The organism is Ancylobacter sp. GW821-FHT10E12, assembly GCF_058809335.1.
This window is the reverse complement of record NZ_JBXASN010000008.1, coordinates 71025-88249: the sequence shown is the minus strand read 5'-3', so window position 1 is coordinate 88249 and position 17225 is coordinate 71025. Positions and strand designations below refer to the sequence as shown.

General features: G+C 64.8%; 18 protein-coding genes, 1 tRNA gene and 1 pseudogene. 12 read left to right on the top strand and 8 right to left on the bottom strand.

The window, feature by feature from the left end; genetic code table 11:
* Positions 1 to 8: 8 nt before the first annotated feature.
* Positions 9 to 350 (bottom strand): hypothetical protein, encoded by a 342-nt coding sequence (locus AC1RU4_RS12585; protein WP_492891436.1) that lies wholly within the window; start codon positions 348 to 350, stop codon positions 9 to 11.
* 159 nt (positions 351 to 509) lie between these two features.
* Between AC1RU4_RS12585 and AC1RU4_RS12580 the strand changes: the two genes are divergently transcribed.
* The 3 genes from AC1RU4_RS12580 (at position 510) to AC1RU4_RS12570 (ending at position 3370) form a co-directional block, all read left to right on the top strand.
* Entirely contained in the window at positions 510 to 1079 is a 570-nt protein-coding gene (locus AC1RU4_RS12580) for a recombinase family protein (protein WP_492891435.1), read from the top strand.
* 906 nt (positions 1080 to 1985) lie between these two features.
* Positions 1986 to 2396 carry a hypothetical protein gene (locus AC1RU4_RS12575; RefSeq protein ID WP_492891434.1) on the top strand — a complete coding sequence of 137 codons (411 nt, stop codon included), beginning with the start codon at positions 1986 to 1988 and terminating at the stop codon, positions 2394 to 2396.
* Between the two features lie 50 nt (positions 2397 to 2446).
* Positions 2447 to 3370 carry a 5'-methylthioadenosine/S-adenosylhomocysteine nucleosidase family protein gene (locus AC1RU4_RS12570; RefSeq protein ID WP_492891603.1) on the top strand — a complete coding sequence of 308 codons (924 nt, stop codon included), beginning with the start codon at positions 2447 to 2449 and terminating at the stop codon, positions 3368 to 3370.
* 87 nt (positions 3371 to 3457) lie between these two features.
* Here AC1RU4_RS12570 and AC1RU4_RS12565 read toward each other — a convergent pair whose 3' ends face one another.
* Positions 3458 to 4057, bottom strand: a complete 600-nt coding sequence (locus AC1RU4_RS12565) for a hypothetical protein (RefSeq protein ID WP_492891433.1) — start codon at positions 4055 to 4057, stop codon at positions 3458 to 3460.
* Between the two features lie 236 nt (positions 4058 to 4293).
* On the opposite strand from AC1RU4_RS12565, the gene AC1RU4_RS12560 reads away from it, so the two are divergent.
* The 3 genes and pseudogenes from AC1RU4_RS12560 to AC1RU4_RS12550 all read left to right on the top strand — a co-directional run.
* Positions 4294 to 4623 (top strand): hypothetical protein, encoded by a 330-nt coding sequence (locus tag AC1RU4_RS12560; protein ID WP_492891432.1) that lies wholly within the window; start codon positions 4294 to 4296, stop codon positions 4621 to 4623.
* Complete coding sequence (locus AC1RU4_RS12555) at positions 4620 to 5195, top strand: recombinase family protein (RefSeq protein ID WP_492891431.1); 576 nt, start codon at positions 4620 to 4622, stop codon at positions 5193 to 5195. The genes AC1RU4_RS12560 and AC1RU4_RS12555 overlap by 4 nt, the downstream gene beginning before the upstream one ends.
* A pseudogene (locus AC1RU4_RS12550) lies at positions 5146 to 5376 on the top strand (recombinase family protein); the annotation flags it as partial. The gene AC1RU4_RS12555 and the pseudogene AC1RU4_RS12550, both read left to right, overlap by 50 nt.
* A 757-nt stretch (positions 5377 to 6133) precedes the next feature.
* On the opposite strand, the gene AC1RU4_RS12545 reads toward AC1RU4_RS12550, so the two are convergent.
* The 3 genes from AC1RU4_RS12545 to AC1RU4_RS12535 form a co-directional block, all read right to left on the bottom strand.
* Positions 6134 to 6210, bottom strand: a tRNA-Arg gene (locus AC1RU4_RS12545).
* A gap of 177 nt (positions 6211 to 6387) precedes the next feature.
* On the bottom strand, positions 6388 to 7668 hold the full coding sequence (locus AC1RU4_RS12540; protein WP_492891430.1) for a glycoside hydrolase 5 family protein: 1281 nt from the start codon (positions 7666 to 7668) through the stop codon (positions 6388 to 6390).
* A complete protein-coding gene (locus tag AC1RU4_RS12535) occupies positions 7661 to 9199 on the bottom strand; it encodes a sensor histidine kinase (RefSeq protein ID WP_492891429.1) in 1539 nt (512 codons plus the stop codon). Before AC1RU4_RS12535 ends, AC1RU4_RS12540 begins: the two co-directional genes overlap by 8 nt.
* A gap of 550 nt (positions 9200 to 9749) precedes the next feature.
* Here AC1RU4_RS12535 and rpmH point away from each other — a divergent pair.
* The 5 genes from rpmH (at position 9750) to AC1RU4_RS12510 (ending at position 14098) form a co-directional block, all read left to right on the top strand.
* The gene (rpmH, locus tag AC1RU4_RS12530; RefSeq protein WP_213340341.1) at positions 9750 to 9884 is read left to right on the top strand and encodes a 50S ribosomal protein L34; all 135 of its coding nucleotides are present in this window, start codon (positions 9750 to 9752) and stop codon (positions 9882 to 9884) included.
* A gap of 151 nt (positions 9885 to 10035) precedes the next feature.
* Positions 10036 to 10461 (top strand): ribonuclease P protein component, encoded by a 426-nt coding sequence (rnpA, locus tag AC1RU4_RS12525; RefSeq protein ID WP_492891428.1) that lies wholly within the window; start codon positions 10036 to 10038, stop codon positions 10459 to 10461.
* Positions 10451 to 12256, top strand: coding sequence for a membrane protein insertase YidC (yidC, locus tag AC1RU4_RS12520; protein ID WP_492891427.1), 1806 nt, complete (start codon positions 10451 to 10453; stop codon positions 12254 to 12256). Before rnpA ends, yidC begins: the two co-directional genes overlap by 11 nt.
* A 4-nt stretch (positions 12257 to 12260) precedes the next feature.
* Positions 12261 to 12932: a ribosome biogenesis GTP-binding protein YihA/YsxC gene (gene yihA, locus AC1RU4_RS12515; RefSeq protein WP_492891426.1), complete on the top strand. Its 672-nt coding sequence runs from the start codon at positions 12261 to 12263 to the stop codon at positions 12930 to 12932.
* Between the two features lie 92 nt (positions 12933 to 13024).
* On the top strand, positions 13025 to 14098 hold the full coding sequence (locus tag AC1RU4_RS12510; protein WP_492891425.1) for an NAD(P)-dependent alcohol dehydrogenase: 1074 nt from the start codon (positions 13025 to 13027) through the stop codon (positions 14096 to 14098).
* A gap of 140 nt (positions 14099 to 14238) precedes the next feature.
* Here AC1RU4_RS12510 and AC1RU4_RS12505 read toward each other — a convergent pair whose 3' ends face one another.
* Positions 14239 to 15276: an aldo/keto reductase gene (locus AC1RU4_RS12505; protein ID WP_492891424.1), complete on the bottom strand. Its 1038-nt coding sequence runs from the start codon at positions 15274 to 15276 to the stop codon at positions 14239 to 14241.
* Positions 15277 to 15396: 120 nt separating this feature from the next.
* Here AC1RU4_RS12505 and AC1RU4_RS12500 point away from each other — a divergent pair, with 120 nt between their 5' ends.
* Positions 15397 to 16302: a LysR family transcriptional regulator gene (locus AC1RU4_RS12500; protein WP_492891423.1), complete on the top strand. Its 906-nt coding sequence runs from the start codon at positions 15397 to 15399 to the stop codon at positions 16300 to 16302.
* Between the two features lie 46 nt (positions 16303 to 16348).
* Here AC1RU4_RS12500 and AC1RU4_RS12495 read toward each other — a convergent pair whose 3' ends face one another.
* Positions 16349 to 16675 carry a helix-turn-helix domain-containing protein gene (locus AC1RU4_RS12495; RefSeq protein ID WP_492891422.1) on the bottom strand — a complete coding sequence of 109 codons (327 nt, stop codon included), beginning with the start codon at positions 16673 to 16675 and terminating at the stop codon, positions 16349 to 16351.
* 79 nt (positions 16676 to 16754) lie between these two features.
* A complete protein-coding gene (gene ptsN / locus AC1RU4_RS12490; RefSeq protein ID WP_492891421.1) occupies positions 16755 to 17219 on the bottom strand; it encodes a PTS IIA-like nitrogen regulatory protein PtsN in 465 nt (154 codons plus the stop codon).
* Between the last annotated feature and the right edge of the window lie 6 nt (positions 17220 to 17225).

The window sequence follows — 17225 nt, the reverse complement described above, 5'->3', positions numbered from 1 at the left end:
CTTTCGCTTCACCATGACGTCGATGATCGCGCCCGGCGGATAGGTGGGGTATTGTCGAAGGCGTCCAGGATGGCGGGCAGCGTGGCCTTGTCCTCGTAGAACCAGCCATAGATGCAGCCCATGCCGTCCTTCTGCTTCCCGTCCTTCATGTAACGGGCGATGGCCAGACCCTCGATGACTCCAGAGAGATAAGCATATTGCTGCTCCGGCTTCATTTCCTTCATGACCTTTTCGGCGTTGAAATCGCTGGCCATGGCAGGAGTGCCGAAGAACGTCAGGCACCCACCCATGATAACCGCCACTTTCGATGCCGGGGTATGCTTATGTGTTCTTTCAATCGACCGGCTCATAAACGTTCATATTCGTTGAAGTTTGAATAAGAGCCGTTTTTCAGGTAACATATTACGTGATAAGTAGGTTTCAGCCCTTACCGGGATCGCGGACAGGGCAGGCACAAAAGGGAAGGATAGTGTGGGGTCGAGAGAACCCGTAACGCATTGAAAGAACGCATGAAAAAGATCGCCTACATCCGTGTGTCCACCGCCGAGCAGAACCCCGACCGTCAGATTGCCGGGCTGAGGAACCTTGCCGACGAACTCCATGTTGAGACGCTGTCGGCCGTGGCGCGGCGAAGGCCGGTCTATGAGGGCGTCGTTGCCCGGCTGGAGCGTGGCGATGTCCTGGTGGTCTGGGCGCTGGACCGGGCCTATCGCAGCGCCAGGGATGCCCTGAACGAGCTGGACGCGCTCCGCGACCGGGGCATCCATTTCCAGATCGCCAATCTCGATCTGGACACCACCACCCCGCACGGGCGGCTGATCTACACCATCATGAGCGGCACCGCGCAGTTTGAGCGGGAAACCCTCATCGAGCGGACCAAGCAGGGCATTGCCGCCGCCCGTGAACAGGGCAAGGTGCTGGGGCGTCCGCCGAAGCTGTCGCCGGTGCAGCTGTTCGACGCCCATTACCGGATCGCAACCGGTGCGGCGACGCGGGCGAAGATCGCCGCCGAGTACGATGTCGCGCCGTGGACGCTAACCCGTGCGCTGAAGCGATCCGTACAGGTCCCTTCGAACTAGGCTGATCACCCTCTGACGGGCTGTTCCTTGTTCGATCCCGCCGGAGACGCTGGACCATGTTCCTCGTCCCGATCATGCCATTCGGCGGCCGGGCGCAGGGGCGAAGGTCAACCCTGGCGGTTGACCTGCCGCAGGGCATGAAATGCACCAGGCCGCCGCAGGCGTCGCCCCGGCGTCTGGCAGGATGGCGCATGGAGAGATGAGGATGGCGCTAAGTCCCTTCCCTGAAAGGAATGGGTTCCAAGGGGCAAGCCCTTTGGGCCATGGGGTCACGGGGAGGCGCAATCGCCCGTGCCGGATGCCGCGGATGGAATGGCGGTCGTGGATCGAAGGGGTACGAAAACCCCTCGTCTGGGTCCAGGGGCAGGAACGCTCATGGTCGAATGGGTCGAGGGAAGAGCGAAGTCTTCCCCGTCATGGGGGTGTCGGGGGAGCAGGAACGCGCCCTGACTGGTGATGCACCGGCCACACGGTGCAATGGCTCAACGCGGCTCAATGCCGGGGAGAGCCATAGGCTGGGAGGGGGTCCAGGCGGGAGGGCGCGCAGCGGGCCTCCCGCCTGGCAAGCGGCGTGGGAGGTACGACCACGCACAGCTTGCGATTCGTCGTATCAGGAACAACTCGCGATTCGTCGTATCAGGAACAACTCGCGATTCGTCGTATCAGGAACAACTCGCAATCAGCATTTCCGCTGCCACCTTGCGATCAGGGGCCTTGCAGGCACATTGTGTTTGCGGACTTGTCCCCCAAATGGGCATTTGTAGGCGCATTAGATGCAGCGCAACCATAATGTATCGGGTTGCCAACAATTAGTTATGTTGCATTTTTGACACAATAAGGTGTAGAGTGCAATAAGGAGCCTTGACGTGCCTTCCCCTTAAGGGCGAGCTGTTAAAATATGCAACCATGAATGAAAATGACTCGCAATCTCTGCTTTGCTCGAAAATCTTCGATTCTGTTCGAGGAATTGATAGCGCTTTGATTGGCGACGGCGCGCCGATATTGAATAGATGCACTATATACTGTTTAAATGCAGCAAGCAAACTGTCTTCATATTTTTATTTATCACTGCATGATGCGATACAGGAAGAAGCAGAATTAGAGTTTTATCTTGAAAGTGTCTCTATAGGTTGTGTTGCATTTGAGATATCATTTAAAAACACATCCGATATTGAGCTTTTTCACTCTTTATGCGCCACAGGTAATCTTAACTCGGCAGCTATCACTCATAGAATTTTCTGTATTGAGTTTAAGCGCCCGGATTTATCTAAAATAAATTATAATAATATAGAAAACATCAAATATCTTCCACTATAAAAATCTCTCAGTGCCATATGTCTAAGAGAATAAATATAAATTTGGCTGATATGTCAGTGAGAGATAATGGTGCCCCAAGCCATTCTGATGTTGTTATTTTTACCGCTATCGACGGCCTAGAGAAGCGCATCCTTCATCAAGAGCTTTCTGATGCGGGAGCTGTGCTCATTCCGCCCGGTGATGGCGATCGCAAGCATGATTTGTATCAATGGAAAATTGCGACCGAAGCAAAGAATAAAAATATGCTAATTTCGACCAAATGCCTAAATGCGGCAGGTAATGCCGTGTCTGGCATTGAGTTAATGTCCATCCTTCAATTTATGAAGCCTAGTTTAGTTTGCTTTTGTGGCATAGCGGGGTCCCTATCGCCCGTAAAAGTGCCGTTAGGGTCTGCTGTTGTTGGACAGCGGGTTTTTTGGAAGGGATTCGATAAGATCTCTGGCGATGACGTTGCTTGGGAGATGAGATCGAAGCTTATAGAGAGCTTTAATTTGGATGTCGATATTGTCAATTCTTTTAGGAGAAGAATTTCAGAATGGGGAGACATCAATTTAAATCGCAATTCTGAAAATCAACATCTTATCAAGGAAGCGTCGAAATGGTTTTCTAGCGTTTCTAGGCTTCCAGAAGCCCTTGAAGACATAAAGAAATTTGATTATAGGGCGGCAATATCATCTCAACCAAGAGTTACTATTGGAAATATATTGTCTTGGGATTACGTCCTTAACCGAAAAGATCTTCGTGACAAAGTGGCGGCGGCTGAAGAGCAAGTAACGTGTGTTGAAATGGAGAGCGGTGGTTTATTTATGGCTGCGAGGCGATCCAAGAAACAGCGTTTAGATTGTAGAATACTTTCTGTTCGTGGAATATCTGATCTTTGTTTCCGTAAATCGGACGATTTTTGGCGAGAAATTAGTTGTAGAAATGCAGCCTCTATTTTGGTTGATTTTCTCAAGAATGGATATATGCAGTAGATATTATATTATTCGCCAATAATTTAAGATATTTAGAAATATGTATCTCATTAATCGAGATTTCTGTCGGTAGGCGGGTTGCCTTTTTCAAAGTGGATACTGCCGCAACAGCGCCCACAGATACGCAAAGAACGCCTCCTGCGGACTGGCGTGCAGTTCGTTGATGAGAATGTCGCTGTCCTTGCGGATATGGCGCAGATCGAAGGGCCGCGTCTCCGGCGCACCCGTGTCTCCCTCCGCCTGCCTCAAGGCTTCCCATATCTGATAGCGCCCCTTCGGCTGCGTCCCATCGAAGCGCAGCAGCCGGATCGCCTTCTCCACATTCTTCGGGTCCGACGCGGGCAGGCGCTCGAACCCCTTCAGGTGCTGGGCGCATAGGATGCGGTGAATCCGTTCAATGGCGTGCAGGTCGTGCAGATGCTCCGGCACGCCGCGATGCTTCGGGTTGAACACCTCCTTCAACGGATGCGGCTCGCCACCGAATTGTGGTATGAACAGCCCATGGTCCCGCATCTGCTCCCGCAGCCGGTGGAAGATCAGATTGACGGTCGGCGCACTGAGCTTCGTCGCCCTCACCGTCTCCGCCGCTGTCATGTCGCGGGCGAAACACTCCACCACGCGCTTCAGCCGGTGTTCGGAAATCTTCGCGTTCTGGTAACGGCGGTTTTTCGGTGCCCCTGCCGACACTCAGCGGCGTCCTCCCGGCTCTCTTCCTCGCCCTTTCCTTGTTCAGTGGTTGGACGCCCTTACGGGCGCAAGGATAGGTTTGCCGAAGGATAGATCGAAGCCGGGGCAATTCCCATAAGTCTTGCGGGTTGCTGGCGGGTTCGATCTATTTTTTAGGAAGATATTCCTTGGATGTTCACTGTTTGTTCTATATACTCATCTCTTTTCATTCTGCCACGAACAAGAGGAGGTTGGGCATGAAAGAGAACGATGAATACCGCCGCCCTGACCTTGGCAAGGCTGCCGATTCCGTTCCGTCCGGTCTCCCGCCGCTGGAGCTGGATACCGACAAGTACCTGCCCGAGCTGGACGGCCTGGATATCACCGAGGCGCAGAAGCGCGAACTTCTGGAAACCCTCGCCTCGATCCTGCGCTCCTTCGTCGAGTTGGGTTTCAGCACGGATATCTGTGGGCAGATTTTCGGGGAATTCAACGATGTCGCCGAAGGCTCTCCCGCTGCGGTAGTATCATCCGATCAACCAACCACGGAGACGCAATCGAACGATAAGAAGGAAGGTGACGCATGAACCATCAACCCCCGAGACCGGCTATCATCTATTGCCGGGTGAGCGACGGCAAAGGCGGCAAGCGCGGCGATGGCCTGCGCTCGCAGGAAACGACCTGCCGGGAGTTTGCGCGGAACAACAATTATCGCGTGGACCGGGCCTTTCACGACGACATCACCGGCAAGACGGTGAAGCGACCTGCCATGACCGAGATGGTCAAGTTCCTCAAGCAGCATCCCGATGAGGAATATTCGGTCCTGATTGATTCCATCGATAGGTTTGCGCGTGACGTTAGGGGTCATTGGGACCTGCGCGACCTTCTGCGCGAGGCGGGTGGCAGGCTCGTCAGTCCGAAGATGGAGTTCAAGGACGACGCAGATTCGATGATGGTGGAGAACATCCACGCCACCTTCGCCCAGCATTTCCGCCAGAAGAACGCCCGAGCAGACGCTGCGCCGGATGCGCGCCCGCGTGCTCGGCGGCTACGCCGTGTTCAAAGCTCCGGTCGGCTACGAATACAAGCTGGTCACCGGGCGCGGAAAGATGCTGATGCGCGACGAACCCGCCGCCTCCGTCGTGCAGGAAGCGCTTGAACGGTATGCCTCTGGCGATCTGGATACCCAGGCCGATGTGATGCGCTTCCTTCAGGACAATCCGCTGTTCCCGAAGGACCGCACCGGCATTGTGAAGCATCAGCGCGTCGGCAACCTGCTCTCCCAACCCGTCTATGCCGGATATGTCGAGGCACCCAGTTGGGGCGTCTCGCTGCGCCCCGGACATCATGAGGCACTGATTTCCTTCCAGACCTATCAGCACATCCAGGACCGCCTCAGCGGCATCAACCGCGCTCCGAAGCGGAAGAACCTGAACGAGGACTTTCCGCTGCGCGATTATGTTGTCTGCGCGGATTGCAGCACCCCGCTCACCGCCTGCTGGTCCACCGGCTCCCATGCCCGGCATCCCTACTACCTCTGCCCGAAGCGCGGCTGCGCCAGCTATGGCAAGTCGATCCGCAGGAATGTGATCGAGGGTGAGTTCGAGACGCTGCTGCAATCCGCGACGCCGAGCGAGAAACTGTTTCGCGTCGTGCACGGCATGTTCAGGGAATTGTGGGATCGTCAGTTCGCCCGGTCCAAGGGACAGGCAAAGGCGCTTGCCGCCGAATTGGCGAGGATCGAGCAGCAGACCGCGCAGGCGCTCGACCGCATTCTCGACGCCAGCCTTCCCAGTGTGATTTCGGCTTTCGAGACTCGCATTCAGAAGCTGGAGACGGACAAGCTCCTGGTCCTGGAACGCATGGCCGACGCGGGCCGTCCGAAGTCGAGTTTCGACCAGACGCTTAGAACGGCGCTCGACTTCCTCTCAAACCCCTGGAATCTCTGGAGTTCGGGACGGCTGGAGGACAAGAAGACGGTGCTGAAACTGGTCTTCGCCGACCGGCTGCGATATGCGCGGAATGAGGGCTTTAGAACGGCGGATATGTCCTTGCCGTTCAAGATGTTAAGCGGTCTCACGGGTGGTGAGAAAGATTTGGCGCGCCCGAAGAGATTCGAACTCCTGACCCCCAGATTCGTAGTCTGGTGCTCTATCCAGCTGAGCTACGGGCGCCCGGCAGCGGTCGCGGGGACCGGCAAGCCGTCGTCGCGGAGGCGATGCCCCTCGCGAGAGGTCCGTGAGCTACCTTGTTTCCATCGACAATGCAACAGCCCTGTCGCGTTCAGGCGCTCGCAAATCTGCCGGGGCTGTGGACAGCATCGCCGCGCGCGGGCTGTCCACAGCCCGCCGTCACCGCACCTCGAAGGGCAGATTCGCCGTGGCGGCGGCACCGCGCCCGTCGCGGATCTCTACGAAAAGGCGATATTTTCCAATGGGTAACGGTCGCACCCGCGCACCGCCCGGCGTCGGCTCGGCCGCCTCTGCCACCGTCGCGGCCTCCGGCTCGAAGTCCCCGGCGACGGTACGGATCCGCGATTCCTCGCGGACGATCCAGCGGATATCCAGCTTGTCGCCGTCGGGATCGCTCGCCTCCAGAACCACCTCCCAGCCCTGCGACGGCGCGACGCTGGCGAAGGGCTGGGAGGGATGGTCAGCGAGGCGCAGAAAGGCGATGCGCGGGGCGTGGTTGCCGCCCGGCGTGCCGCCGTCCCAGGCCTCGGCCATCGATTCGGAGGCCTCGGTCCATTCGCCGGAGGGCAGGCGCAGGCTGTGCCAGCTCGGCGTCACCTCCTGCTTCCACCCCCAGAAAAACAGAATGATACCAATATCTTGTCGCCCCAGGGCCGCGAGATAGCGGCGGAGCTCGATCGCCTTCTGGGTGGACGTGAGCTCGAAAGGAGCGCCCCAGGGGGCGGTCGCGGCCTGCCATTGGCCGCGGGCGCCGAGCTCGGTGACGACGATCGGCCCGGTCCATCCCTGGTCGCGGGCGCGGGCGGCAACCGAATAAAGCGCGTCGCCATAAGAGTTTACGCCGAGCACATCGATGCTCGGCACCTGCTCGCGCAGCTTTTGCACCTTGTCGGCGCCGGTCTCGGCCAGCACGGCGATGCGCGGATGGGCGGGATCGAGCGCCTTGGCCATGGCGGCAACCTCCTCGATCGCCGGCCAGACCATGGCATCGTCGGCGAGCTCGGATTCGACCTCGTTGCCGATACCCCACATCAGCAGCGCCGGATGATCGCGATATTTTTCAATGACTTGCCGAAATTCGGCGAGCTGCCTCCCGACAAAGGCACGGTCGGCATAGTCGTCGCCGCGACGCGGATGCTCGACCCACAGGCCGACGATCACCTTCAGGCCAACCGCTTGTGCGGCCTCGAGAATCGCTCCCGGATCGCCGCCATAGGTGCGGACCGTGGTGGCACCCAGCCCCTTGAGCTCGCCCAAGGCCGCCTCCCCCGCCGCGCCGCGAACGCGGAACGGCTTTCCGTCCACGAGAACCTCGGCACCAGCGACGCTCACGCTCGCCGCGACGGCGTGTCCAGTGAGTGCAGTGAGGTGTACGATGAGCCCGATCAGGCCGATGAGGCCAGCGACAAGGCGCGCTGCCCGGCGCGCGCGCTCACCCATGCGAGCGCAGCGCCCGGTGGGCGTCGAGATCGACCGGCCGGTCGGGGATGCGCAGCTGGAAGGTGGCGCCGATCGTGCCCGGCACCAGCCGGATCTCGCCGCCATGCGCCTGCATCAGCTCGGCGGCGATGGCGAGGCCGAGGCCGGTGCCGCCGCGCCGCGCCGAACCCTGGAAGGCCTCGAAGAGGTGGGCCCGCGCCGCCTCCGGCACGCCGGGGCCGGTATCGGCGACCTCGACCACCACCATCGAGCCCTCGCGGCGGCCGGTGACGCGGATCTGGTCGCGGACCGGATCGTTGGGCGCGCGGGCGGCGAGCGCCTCCAGCGCGTTGCGGCAGAGATTGAGCAGCACCCGGAACAGCTGGTCGGGATCGGCATCGACGCTGAGGCCGCGCTCCACCGCCTCCACCCAGCCGATGGACGGCCCGTCCTCGCCGGCGCCGAGGCCGAGCGTGTCGCGCACATCCGCCACCAGTGGCGCCAGCACCACCATGCGCCGCTCCGGCGGCGGCTCCTGCGCCTTGCCATAGGCGAGCGTCTGCTCGCAATAGGCGATGGCGCGGTCGAGCGCCGCCTCCAGCTTGGGGGCGAAGCGCTGCACCGCCGGATCTCTGATCATGGCGAGGCGGTCGGAGAGCAGCTGCACCGAGGCGAGCAGGTTGCGCAGGTCGTGATTGATCTTGGAGACCGCGAGGCCGAGCGCCGCCAGCCGGTTCTTCTGCTGCAGCGTATCGCGGATCTGGCGCTGCATCTCGATGAGCTCGCGCTCGGCCTGGCCGATCTCGTCCATGCGGGTCGACGGGTCAAAGGCGAGGAACGGCGCGCCGGGCGCCTCGCGGAAGGCGATCATGCGCTGGGTGAGCCGGCGCATCGGCCGCACGAACATCCAGGCGAGGCCGAGATAGATGAGGCCGCCGGTGAGCGCGGCGATGACCAGCGAGACCAGGACGAGATTGCGGGTGAAGCGCAGCATCGCCTTGCGCAGCGGCGTCTCGTTGATGACGATCTCCACGAAGCCGCCGAGCTTGGGCGGCGTGCCCACCACGCGGACGATGCGCCCGTCGCGGGCGAACAGCGTGTCGACCGCCTCCGTCACCGCCTGCCAGGGCGAGACGTCGCGCAGGTCGACATGCAGGTCGACCTCCGGCGGCATGTCGGAGGAGGCGAGCAGCCGGCGGGTGTCGTTGCGCTTCAGGGCGACGGTGATGGCGCCGACGCTGCCGAGCAGCTCGCGGGTCAGCTCCGGCGGGATCATGTCCTGCGGGGCGGCGTCGAGCACCAGCGCGGCGGTGCGGGCGGCGGCGAGGCGGTCCGACAGCCAGTTCACCCGATAGGCGGCGATCGACGGCACGATGATCAGCAGTTCGGCCAGCACCACGAAGGCGACCGTGAAGGCGAGCAGCTTGCCGGAAAGGCCGAGATGGCGGAACGACGGACGCGCGGCCTCCTCGGGCACGGCGGCCTCGACAGGCGGCGCGCTGCGCTCGGGAAGCGACGTGGAAGGCGAAGCGGCGTTCAGATGCGTCGTCATCGCAGCCTTATCTAATCTCGTGCCGCCGTTAAGCCAGACGGAAGCCACGGCATTCCGCACGAATTCGTGAAAGATATAAGGTCGAATGCGGCATGGGCGAGACCCCCCGTGATCGCCGCCCGCAAGCCGGCCCGTCCGCCGACCCGTCGCATGCCTGCCGGCAACCTCCCTGTCCGCCGACAGGAAGCACCGCTCTTCCTACGGCCGGCGGCCGGCGGCGGTTCACCGGCGCGCGGGAATTCATCGATGCGCGCCGTGGCGTTCCCCGCCCCGGACGCTCCCGGCCGGCGGGCTTGATCGCCGCATGCCTGTGGCCCGGCCGCGTTCGCCGTCGCAGCATCGGCGGCGAACCGACGTCCCCCGCGCCATTCACGCCGACTCGCGTTGACTTGGCCGCCCGGCGCCCCTATAAGCCGCCTCCGAACCTCGGCTGCCCTGGCGGCCGGGACGTCTCCCGTATTGACGCATGGGCGCCGCGACACTCTCGCCGCCCGCGCGATGGGCGGCATTCCGGTCCCGGGCGGCGCAAACCTAATGCGGAGAGACACCCGTGAAGCGCACTTATCAACCGAGCAAGCTCGTGCGCGCCCGCCGGCACGGCTTTCGTGCGCGCATGGCGACCCGTAACGGCCGCAAGATCATTGCAGCCCGCCGCGCGCATGGTCGCAAGCGCCTGTCGGCCTGACCCGACCGCTGACGTGACCGCGGCCAGGATCGTCGCGGTCGACATGTCTGCGGTCGGCATGTTTGCGGTCGGCATGTTTGCGGTCGACATGGCAGCCCGGGTGAAAAGGCCTTGGGCCTGCCTCCCCCTCGCCTGAGGAACGGCGCCCTGCATGGACCGGCTCGTCAAGCGCAAGGACTTTCTGGCCGCCGCGGGCGGGCTTCGGGCCAATTCCGGGCCGCTACTGCTGCAGGCCCGCGACCGCGCCGACGACTGCGCGGCGCGCATCGGCCTCACCATCACCAAGAAGCACGGCAATGCGGTGGAGCGGAACCGCATCAGGCGGCGCCTACGCGCCGCCGTGCGCGACGCTATGCCTCGCGTGGCGCGGCCCGGATTCGACTATGTGATCGTCGCCCGGCGTGCCGCCCTGACCACGCTCTTCACCGACCTCGTGAACGATATCGAGCGGGGCATTGCCCGCCTTCATTCTGGGAACCGGCGCCGGCATCCGCCAGCGCGGCCCAACCCTGCCGCGCCCCTCAAGGCCGTGCAGGCGACCGCGCACGCCGACGGAGAGACCACCCATGACGACTGAAAACCGCAACATGATCGTCGCCATCGTGTTGTCGATGGTGGTGCTGATCGCCTGGCAGTATTTCTCCGGCATCCCGCAGATGGACCAGAAGCGGCAGGCGCAGCAGCAGACCCAGCAGCAGGCCGCCGCCCCGACCGCGCCGGGATCGGCCCCCTCCGACGCCGCCGCGCCGGCACCGGCCGCGGTGGCCCCCAAAGCGCTGACCCGCGCCGAGGCGCTGGCCCGCACCCCGCGCGTCGCCATCGACACCCCGCGCGTCACCGGCACCGTCTCGCTCAAGGGCGGGCGCATCGACGACCTGTCGCTGAAGGATTATCGCGAGACCGTCGCGCCCGACAGCCCGATCATCGTGCTGCTCTCGCCCTCCGGCGGGCCGAACCCGTTCTACGCCGAATTCGGCTGGGTCGCCGGCTCCGGCTCCACCGCCAAGCTGCCGGGCGCCGACACGGTGTGGACCGCCCCGGCCGGCGCCACGCTGACGCCGGACACCCCGCTCGTCCTCACCTATGACAATGGCGAGGGCCTCACCTTCCGCCGCACCCTCTCCATCGACAAAGACTACATGTTCCATGTCGTCGACGAGGTGGAGAATGCCGGCGCCGCCGAGGTGAGCCTGCATCCCTTCGCGCTGGTCTCGCGCCACGGCACCCCGCACACGCTCGGCTACTACATCCTGCACGAAGGCCTGATCGGCGTGACCTCGGAAGGCGGCCTGCACGAGATCAAGTACAGCGCCATCGCCGAGAAGAAGACCGAGACGTTCAACTCCACCGGCGGCTGGCTCGGCATCACCGACAAATACTGGGCGGCGACCGTCATCCCCGACCCGAAGGAAAAGGTGCAGGCACGCTTCTCCGCCGCGCAGGCCGGCGCCGACCTCACCTACCAGACCGACTTCCTCGGCGACGCGGTCAGCATCGCCCCCGGCGCCAAGGCGAGCCGCGAGGGCCGGCTGTTCGCCGGCGCCAAGGAGGTGCGCGTCGTCGACGGCTACAAGACCACCTACAATATCGACCGCTTCGACCTGCTGATCGACTGGGGCTGGTTCTATTTCATCACCAAGCCGCTGTTCATGGTGATCGACTGGATCTACCGCCTGGTCGGCAATTTCGGCATCGCCATCCTCGCCGTCACCGTGCTGATCAAGGGCGTCTTCTTCCCGCTCGCCAACAAGAGCTACGCCTCGATGGCGAAGATGAAGGCGGTGCAGCCGGAGATCGCGGCGCTGAAGGAGCGCTTCGGCGACGACCGGGTGAAGCTGCAGCAGGAGATGATGGAGATCTACAAGAAGGAGAAGATCAACCCGATCGCCGGGTGCCTGCCGATCCTGATCCAGATCCCGGTCTTCTTCGCGCTCTACAAGGTGCTGTTCGTCACCATCGAAATGCGGCACGCGCCGTTCTTCGGCTGGATCCGCGACCTGTCGGCGCCCGATCCGACCACGCTGTTCAACCTGTTCGGCGTCATCCCGTGGGACCCCTCGCAGGTGCCGGTGATCGGTCATTTCCTGATGCTCGGCGTGTGGCCGATCATCATGGGCTGCACCATGTGGGCGCAGATGAAGCTGAACCCCACCCCGCCGGATCCGACCCAGAAGATGATCTTCGACTGGATGCCGCTGGTGTTCACCTTCATGCTGTCGTCCTTCGCCTCCGGCCTCGTCATCTACTGGGCGTGGAACAACACGCTCTCGGTGCTGCAGCAATCGGTGATCATGCGCCGGAACGGCGTGAAGGTGGAGCTCTGGGACAATCTCAAGAGCACCTTCAGGCGCTCCAAGCCGAAGCAGAGCTAGCGGCTTGGAAAACCCCAGCGACGACAAGGCCGGCGGCTACAGCCCCGAGGAGATCGAGGCCGGCCGGCTGCTGTTCGCCGGCGAGTGGGGCTTCCTCACCGCCGCGCCGACCATCGAGACGCTGCCGGCGATGCGCGGCATCGAGATCGCGCTGGCCGGCCGCTCCAATGTCGGCAAGTCGAGCCTCGTCAACGCGCTCACCGGCCGCAAGGCGCTCGCCCGCACCTCGGTGACGCCTGGGCGCACGCAGGAGCTGATCTTCTTCGGCCTCGGCCCGGAGCTGACCCTGGTCGACATGCCCGGCTACGGCTTCGCGCAGGCGCCGAAGGAAAAGGTCGACGCCTGGACCGCCACCATCCACGCCTATCTGCGCGGGCGGGCGAACCTGGCGCGGGTGTTCGTGCTGATCGATTCCCGCCACGGCCTGAAGCCGATCGACCTCGGCGTGCTCGACGGGCTCGACAAGGCGGCGGTGTCCTACGCCATCGTGCTGACCAAGGCCGACCAGCTGAAGGCCGCCGATCTCGCCCGCCGGATCGAGGAGACGCAGGCGGCGCTCTCCCGCCGGCCGGCGGCGTTCCCGACCGTGTTCCCGACCTCCTCGCGCGAGGGCACCGGCATGCCGGAGCTGCGCGCCGCGATGATCCGGCTGATGGCCGAGCGCGGGGTCGGCTGAACGGCCGGCTGATAGCCGGCTGTTGATCGAGGTCATGGCGCGGTCGCGCCGATGCCCCATGGTGCCGCTCCCGAACCAACAGGAGCGCCGCCATGGCCCGGATGAAAGCCGCCATCTTCGTCGAGAACGGACGCATCGTCCTCGACGAGAAGCCGATCCCCGATGTCGGCCCGCTCGACGCGCTGATCCGCGTCACCACCACCACCATCTGCGGCACCGACGTCCATATCCTCAAGGGCGAATACCCGGTGGCCAAGGGCCTGACCATCGGCCACGAGCCGGTGGGCATCATCGAGAAGCTCGGCTCGGCGGTGACGGGCTATCGCGAGGGCCAGCGGGTGATCGCCGGCGCCATCACCCCGAGCGGCCATTCCTATGCCTGCCTGTGCGGCTGCGGCTCGCAGGACGGGCCGGGCACCCGCCACGGCTTCAAGGCGATGGGCGGCTGGAAGTTCGGCAACACCATCGACGGCACGCAGGCCGAATATGTGCTGGTGCCGGACGCGCTCGCCAATCTCGCCCCGGTGCCGGACGGGCTGACCGACGAGGAGGTGCTGATGTGCCCCGACATCATGTCGACCGGCTTTTCCGGCGCCGAGAGCGGCGCGGTGAAGATCGGCGACCATGTCGCGGTGTTCGCGCTCGGCCCGATCGGCCTGTGCGCGGTGGCGGGGGCGAAGCTGAAGGGCGCGACGCGCATCATCGGCGTCGACACCGTGCCGGAGCGGCTGGCCATCGCCAAGCAGCTCGGCTGCAGCGACGTGGTGGACTTCAAGGCCGGCGACCCGGTGGAGCAGATCCTGGCGCTGACCGACGGGCGCGGCGTCGATGTCGCCATCGAGGCGCTGGGCACGCAGTCGACCTTCGAATCGGCGCTGAAGGTGCTGCGGCCGGGCGGCACGCTGTCCTCGCTCGGCGTCTATTCGACCGATCTCAGGATCCCGCTCGGCGCCTTCTCGGCCGGGCTCGGCGACAACAGGATCGTCACCACGCTGTGCCCCGGCGGCAAGGAGCGCATGCGGCGGCTGATCGATGTCATCGCCGCCGGCCGCGTCGACCTGAAGCCGCTGGTGACGCACCGCTTCAAGCTCGACGACATCGAGGCCGCCTACGAGCTGTTCGCCAACCAGCGCGACGGCGTGCTGAAAGTGGCGATCACGCCGTAAGGGGGGCGGGGAACGACCCGTGGCCGAAAGCCCCCTCACCGACCCGCTTCGCGGGCCACCTCTCCCCAATGGGGAGAGGGAAAGGAGGCGCGCGGGCGACGTCCCGCTGGCGAGGCAAGGGGCGCCGAACCAAGCGCCCCCTACCCCGCCAGCGGCGGGTCGAGCCTCGCGAAACCCGCCTGCCGGCGATACGGGAAATGCGGGTAGGGCGCGGTCACCGCGCTCGCCTCGTCGAGCCGGGCGATCTGGCCGGCATCGAGCGCCCAGCCGACGGCGCCGAGATTGTCGATGAGCTGCGCCTCGTTGCGGGCGCCGACGATCACCGACGCCACCGTCGGGCGCCGCAGCAGCCAGTTGATGGCGATCTGCGGCACGCTTCTCCCGGTCTCGCGTGCCAGCTCGTCCAGCACGTCGACCACGCGATAAAGCAGCGCCTCGTCGACCGGCGGGCCGAAGCCGGCGGTCTCGTGCAGGCGGCTTCCCTCCGGCAGCGGCACGCCGCGGCGGATCCGGCCGGTGAGCCGGCCCCAGCCGAGCGGGCTCCACACCAGCGCTCCGAGCCCCTGGTCGGCCCCGAGCGGCATCAGGTCCCATTCATAATCGCGGCCGACCAGCGAGTAATAGACCTGGTTGGCGACATAGCGCGGCCAGCCGTGCCGCTCCGCCACAGCCAGCGACTTCATGATCTGCCAGCCGGCAAAGTTCGACACCCCGACATAGCGCAGCTTGCCGGCACGAATGAGCATATCCAGCGTCGCCAGCACCTCCTCCACCGGCGTGCCGGCATCGAAGGCATGCAGCTGCAACAGATCGATCGTGTCGGTGCCGAGCCGGCGCAGTGCCTCCTCCACCACGCGCACCAGGCGCAGGCGCGAGGTGCCGGCCTCGTTCGGCCCCTCGCCCATCGGCAGGCCGGTCTTGGTGGAGATCAGCACCCGGTCGCGGCGGCCCTTGATCGCGGCGCCGAGCACCGCCTCCGAGGCGCCGTCGGAATAGACGTCGGCGGTGTCGAACAGGTTGACCCCGGCCTCCAGGCAGATGTCGACGAGGCGGCGCGCCTCCTCCACATCCGTCGTGCCCCAGGCGCCGAACAGCGGCCCGGTGCCGCCGAACGTGCCGGCCCCGAAGCTCAGCACCGGCACCTTGAGCCCGGATTTTCCCAGCGGACGATACTCCATGACATGCTCCCTGCGCGCGTCCCGAGGTCGGGCGGCCCCGACCCCGGACTATCGATAGAGCCGCCGGCCTCGATGAGATAGAATGCCGAACGGCACATCATTTGTGAGATCAGGGACCAGATGGCGCGCAGCGAGACCAACCGTTCCGGCGAGATGGAGATCTTCGTCCGGGTGGTGGAACAGGGCGGCTTCTCCGCCGCCGCGCGGGCGAGCCGGATGACGCCTTCGGCGGTCAGCAAGCTGGTGGCGCGGCTGGAAGCGCGGCTGGGCTCGCGGCTGGTCGCCCGCTCGACGCGGCGGCTGCAGCTGACCCCGGAGGGCTGCGCCTTCTATGAGCGCGCCACCCGCATCCTCGCCGATATCGACGAGGCCGAGCGCTGCGCCGGCGCCGGCGAGCGGCCGGCCGGGCGCATAAGGGTGAACACCAGCGCCTCCTACGCCACGCATGTGCTGGCGCCGATCCTGCCGGAATTCCTCGCCCGCCATCCCGGCATCAGCCTCGACATCGCGCAGACCGACGCCGTCATCGACCTGCTCGCCGAGCGCACCGACGTCGCCATCCGCGCCGGGCCGCTGCCGACCTCCAGCCTCGTCGCCCGCAAGCTCGGCGACACGGCGATGACCATCGCCGCGGCGCCGTCCTATCTCGCCCGCATGGGCATGCCGAAGACGCCCGCCGATCTGGAGGGCCACATCCGCATCGGCGCCTTCCAGGCACACGCCGTGGAGGGCTGGCCGCTGGTGGAGAACGGGGAGAGCACGGTGCTGCCGGCGCCCGGCCGCGTGCAGGCGAGCGACGGCGAGGCGATGCGGCGGCTGGCGCTGGCGGGGGTCGGCCTCGCCCGGCTCGCCGCCTTCACGCTGCGCGCCGACATCGCCGCCGGGCGGCTGGTGCCGGTGCTGGAGCACTGCAATCCGGGCGACCGCAAGAGCTTCCACGCCGTGCATCCCGGCGGCGGCGGCCCGCTGCCGGCGCGGGTGCGGGCGCTGCTCGACTTCCTCGCCGAGCACGGCCGGGTGGCATGAGGAAGGGACGGCACAGCCCGCGGCGCGTGCCGCCCGCCGTCAGCCGTCAGCCGTCATTGGCGGAGGAGAGGTTCTCCGAATCGATATAGGACGGGCTGGAGCGCAGCCGCAGGCCCGGCCCGCCGCCGGCGCTCGGCAGGCCGGCATCGATGAATTCGACGCCCGCCTCCTCCAGCACCCGGCGGATGCGCACGCTCTCCCCCGGATCGTCGCCGTCGCCGGGCTCGCGGCCCTGCTCGAAGGCCTCGACATAGGCGCCGGTGACGCCGGCATGCCCGGCGAGCTCCTCCGCCGACCAGCCCAGCATGGCGCGGGCGGCGCGGCACTGTTCGGCGCCGAGCGCCGGGACGCCGGAATCGAGCGGATCGGCCATGGGAGTCTCCTGCCTGCGCGGCGCGGAACCTAGGGACGGACGCCGCCTGCGCGGCGCGGAATACATGGACGGACGCCGCTTACGCGGCGTCCGAGGCGGCGGTGCCGTTCAGAATGGCGTAGATGGCGGCGGCATCGCGCGAGGCGCGCAGCTTCTTGGCGGCCTCCGGGTCGCGCAGCAGCCGGGCCACGCGGGCCAGCGCCTTCAGATGGTCCGCCCCCGCCGCTTCCGGCGCCAGCAGCAGGAAGACGAGATCCACCGGCTCGCCGTCCAGCGCCTCGAAGTCGATCGGCTTGTCCAGCCGGGCGAACATGCCGAACAGCTTGTCCATCTTCGCGAGCTTGCCGTGCGGGATGGCGATGCCGTTGCCGACGCCGGTCGATCCCAGGCGCTCGCGCGAATTGAGCGTTTCGAAGATCTCCCGCTCGTCGCGGTTGAGAAGGGCGGCGGCCTTGGCCGAGAGTTCCTGCAGCGCCTGCTTCTTGCTGCCGACCCGTAGCGCGGGGAAGACGGCAGGCAGTGAAAGGATATCGTTCAAGGCCATAGCGCG

Excerpts from the sequence above, each read along its gene's own strand:
- rnpA (WP_492891428.1), top strand. The coding sequence starts at position 10,036 with ATGGACCGGCTCGTCAAGCGCAAGGACTTTCTGGCCGCCGCGGGCGGG.
- AC1RU4_RS12580 (WP_492891435.1), top strand. The coding sequence starts at position 510 with ATGAAAAAGATCGCCTACATCCGTGTGTCCACCGCCGAGCAGAACCCC.
- yidC (WP_492891427.1), top strand. The coding sequence starts at position 10,451 with ATGACGACTGAAAACCGCAACATGATCGTCGCCATCGTGTTGTCGATG.
- ptsN (WP_492891421.1), bottom strand. The coding sequence starts at position 17,219 with ATGGCCTTGAACGATATCCTTTCACTGCCTGCCGTCTTCCCCGCGCTA.
- AC1RU4_RS12535 (WP_492891429.1), bottom strand. The coding sequence starts at position 9,199 with ATGACGACGCATCTGAACGCCGCTTCGCCTTCCACGTCGCTTCCCGAG.
- AC1RU4_RS12585 (WP_492891436.1), bottom strand. The coding sequence starts at position 350 with ATGAGCCGGTCGATTGAAAGAACACATAAGCATACCCCGGCATCGAAA.
- AC1RU4_RS12555 (WP_492891431.1), top strand. The coding sequence starts at position 4,620 with ATGAACCATCAACCCCCGAGACCGGCTATCATCTATTGCCGGGTGAGC.
- AC1RU4_RS12560 (WP_492891432.1), top strand. The coding sequence starts at position 4,294 with ATGAAAGAGAACGATGAATACCGCCGCCCTGACCTTGGCAAGGCTGCC.
- AC1RU4_RS12575 (WP_492891434.1), top strand. The coding sequence starts at position 1,986 with ATGAATGAAAATGACTCGCAATCTCTGCTTTGCTCGAAAATCTTCGAT.
- AC1RU4_RS12510 (WP_492891425.1), top strand. The coding sequence starts at position 13,025 with ATGGCCCGGATGAAAGCCGCCATCTTCGTCGAGAACGGACGCATCGTC.
- AC1RU4_RS12500 (WP_492891423.1), top strand. The coding sequence starts at position 15,397 with ATGGCGCGCAGCGAGACCAACCGTTCCGGCGAGATGGAGATCTTCGTC.
- AC1RU4_RS12495 (WP_492891422.1), bottom strand. The coding sequence starts at position 16,675 with ATGGCCGATCCGCTCGATTCCGGCGTCCCGGCGCTCGGCGCCGAACAG.
- AC1RU4_RS12505 (WP_492891424.1), bottom strand. The coding sequence starts at position 15,276 with ATGGAGTATCGTCCGCTGGGAAAATCCGGGCTCAAGGTGCCGGTGCTG.
- AC1RU4_RS12570 (WP_492891603.1), top strand. The coding sequence starts at position 2,447 with ATGTCAGTGAGAGATAATGGTGCCCCAAGCCATTCTGATGTTGTTATT.
- AC1RU4_RS12540 (WP_492891430.1), bottom strand. The coding sequence starts at position 7,668 with ATGGGTGAGCGCGCGCGCCGGGCAGCGCGCCTTGTCGCTGGCCTCATC.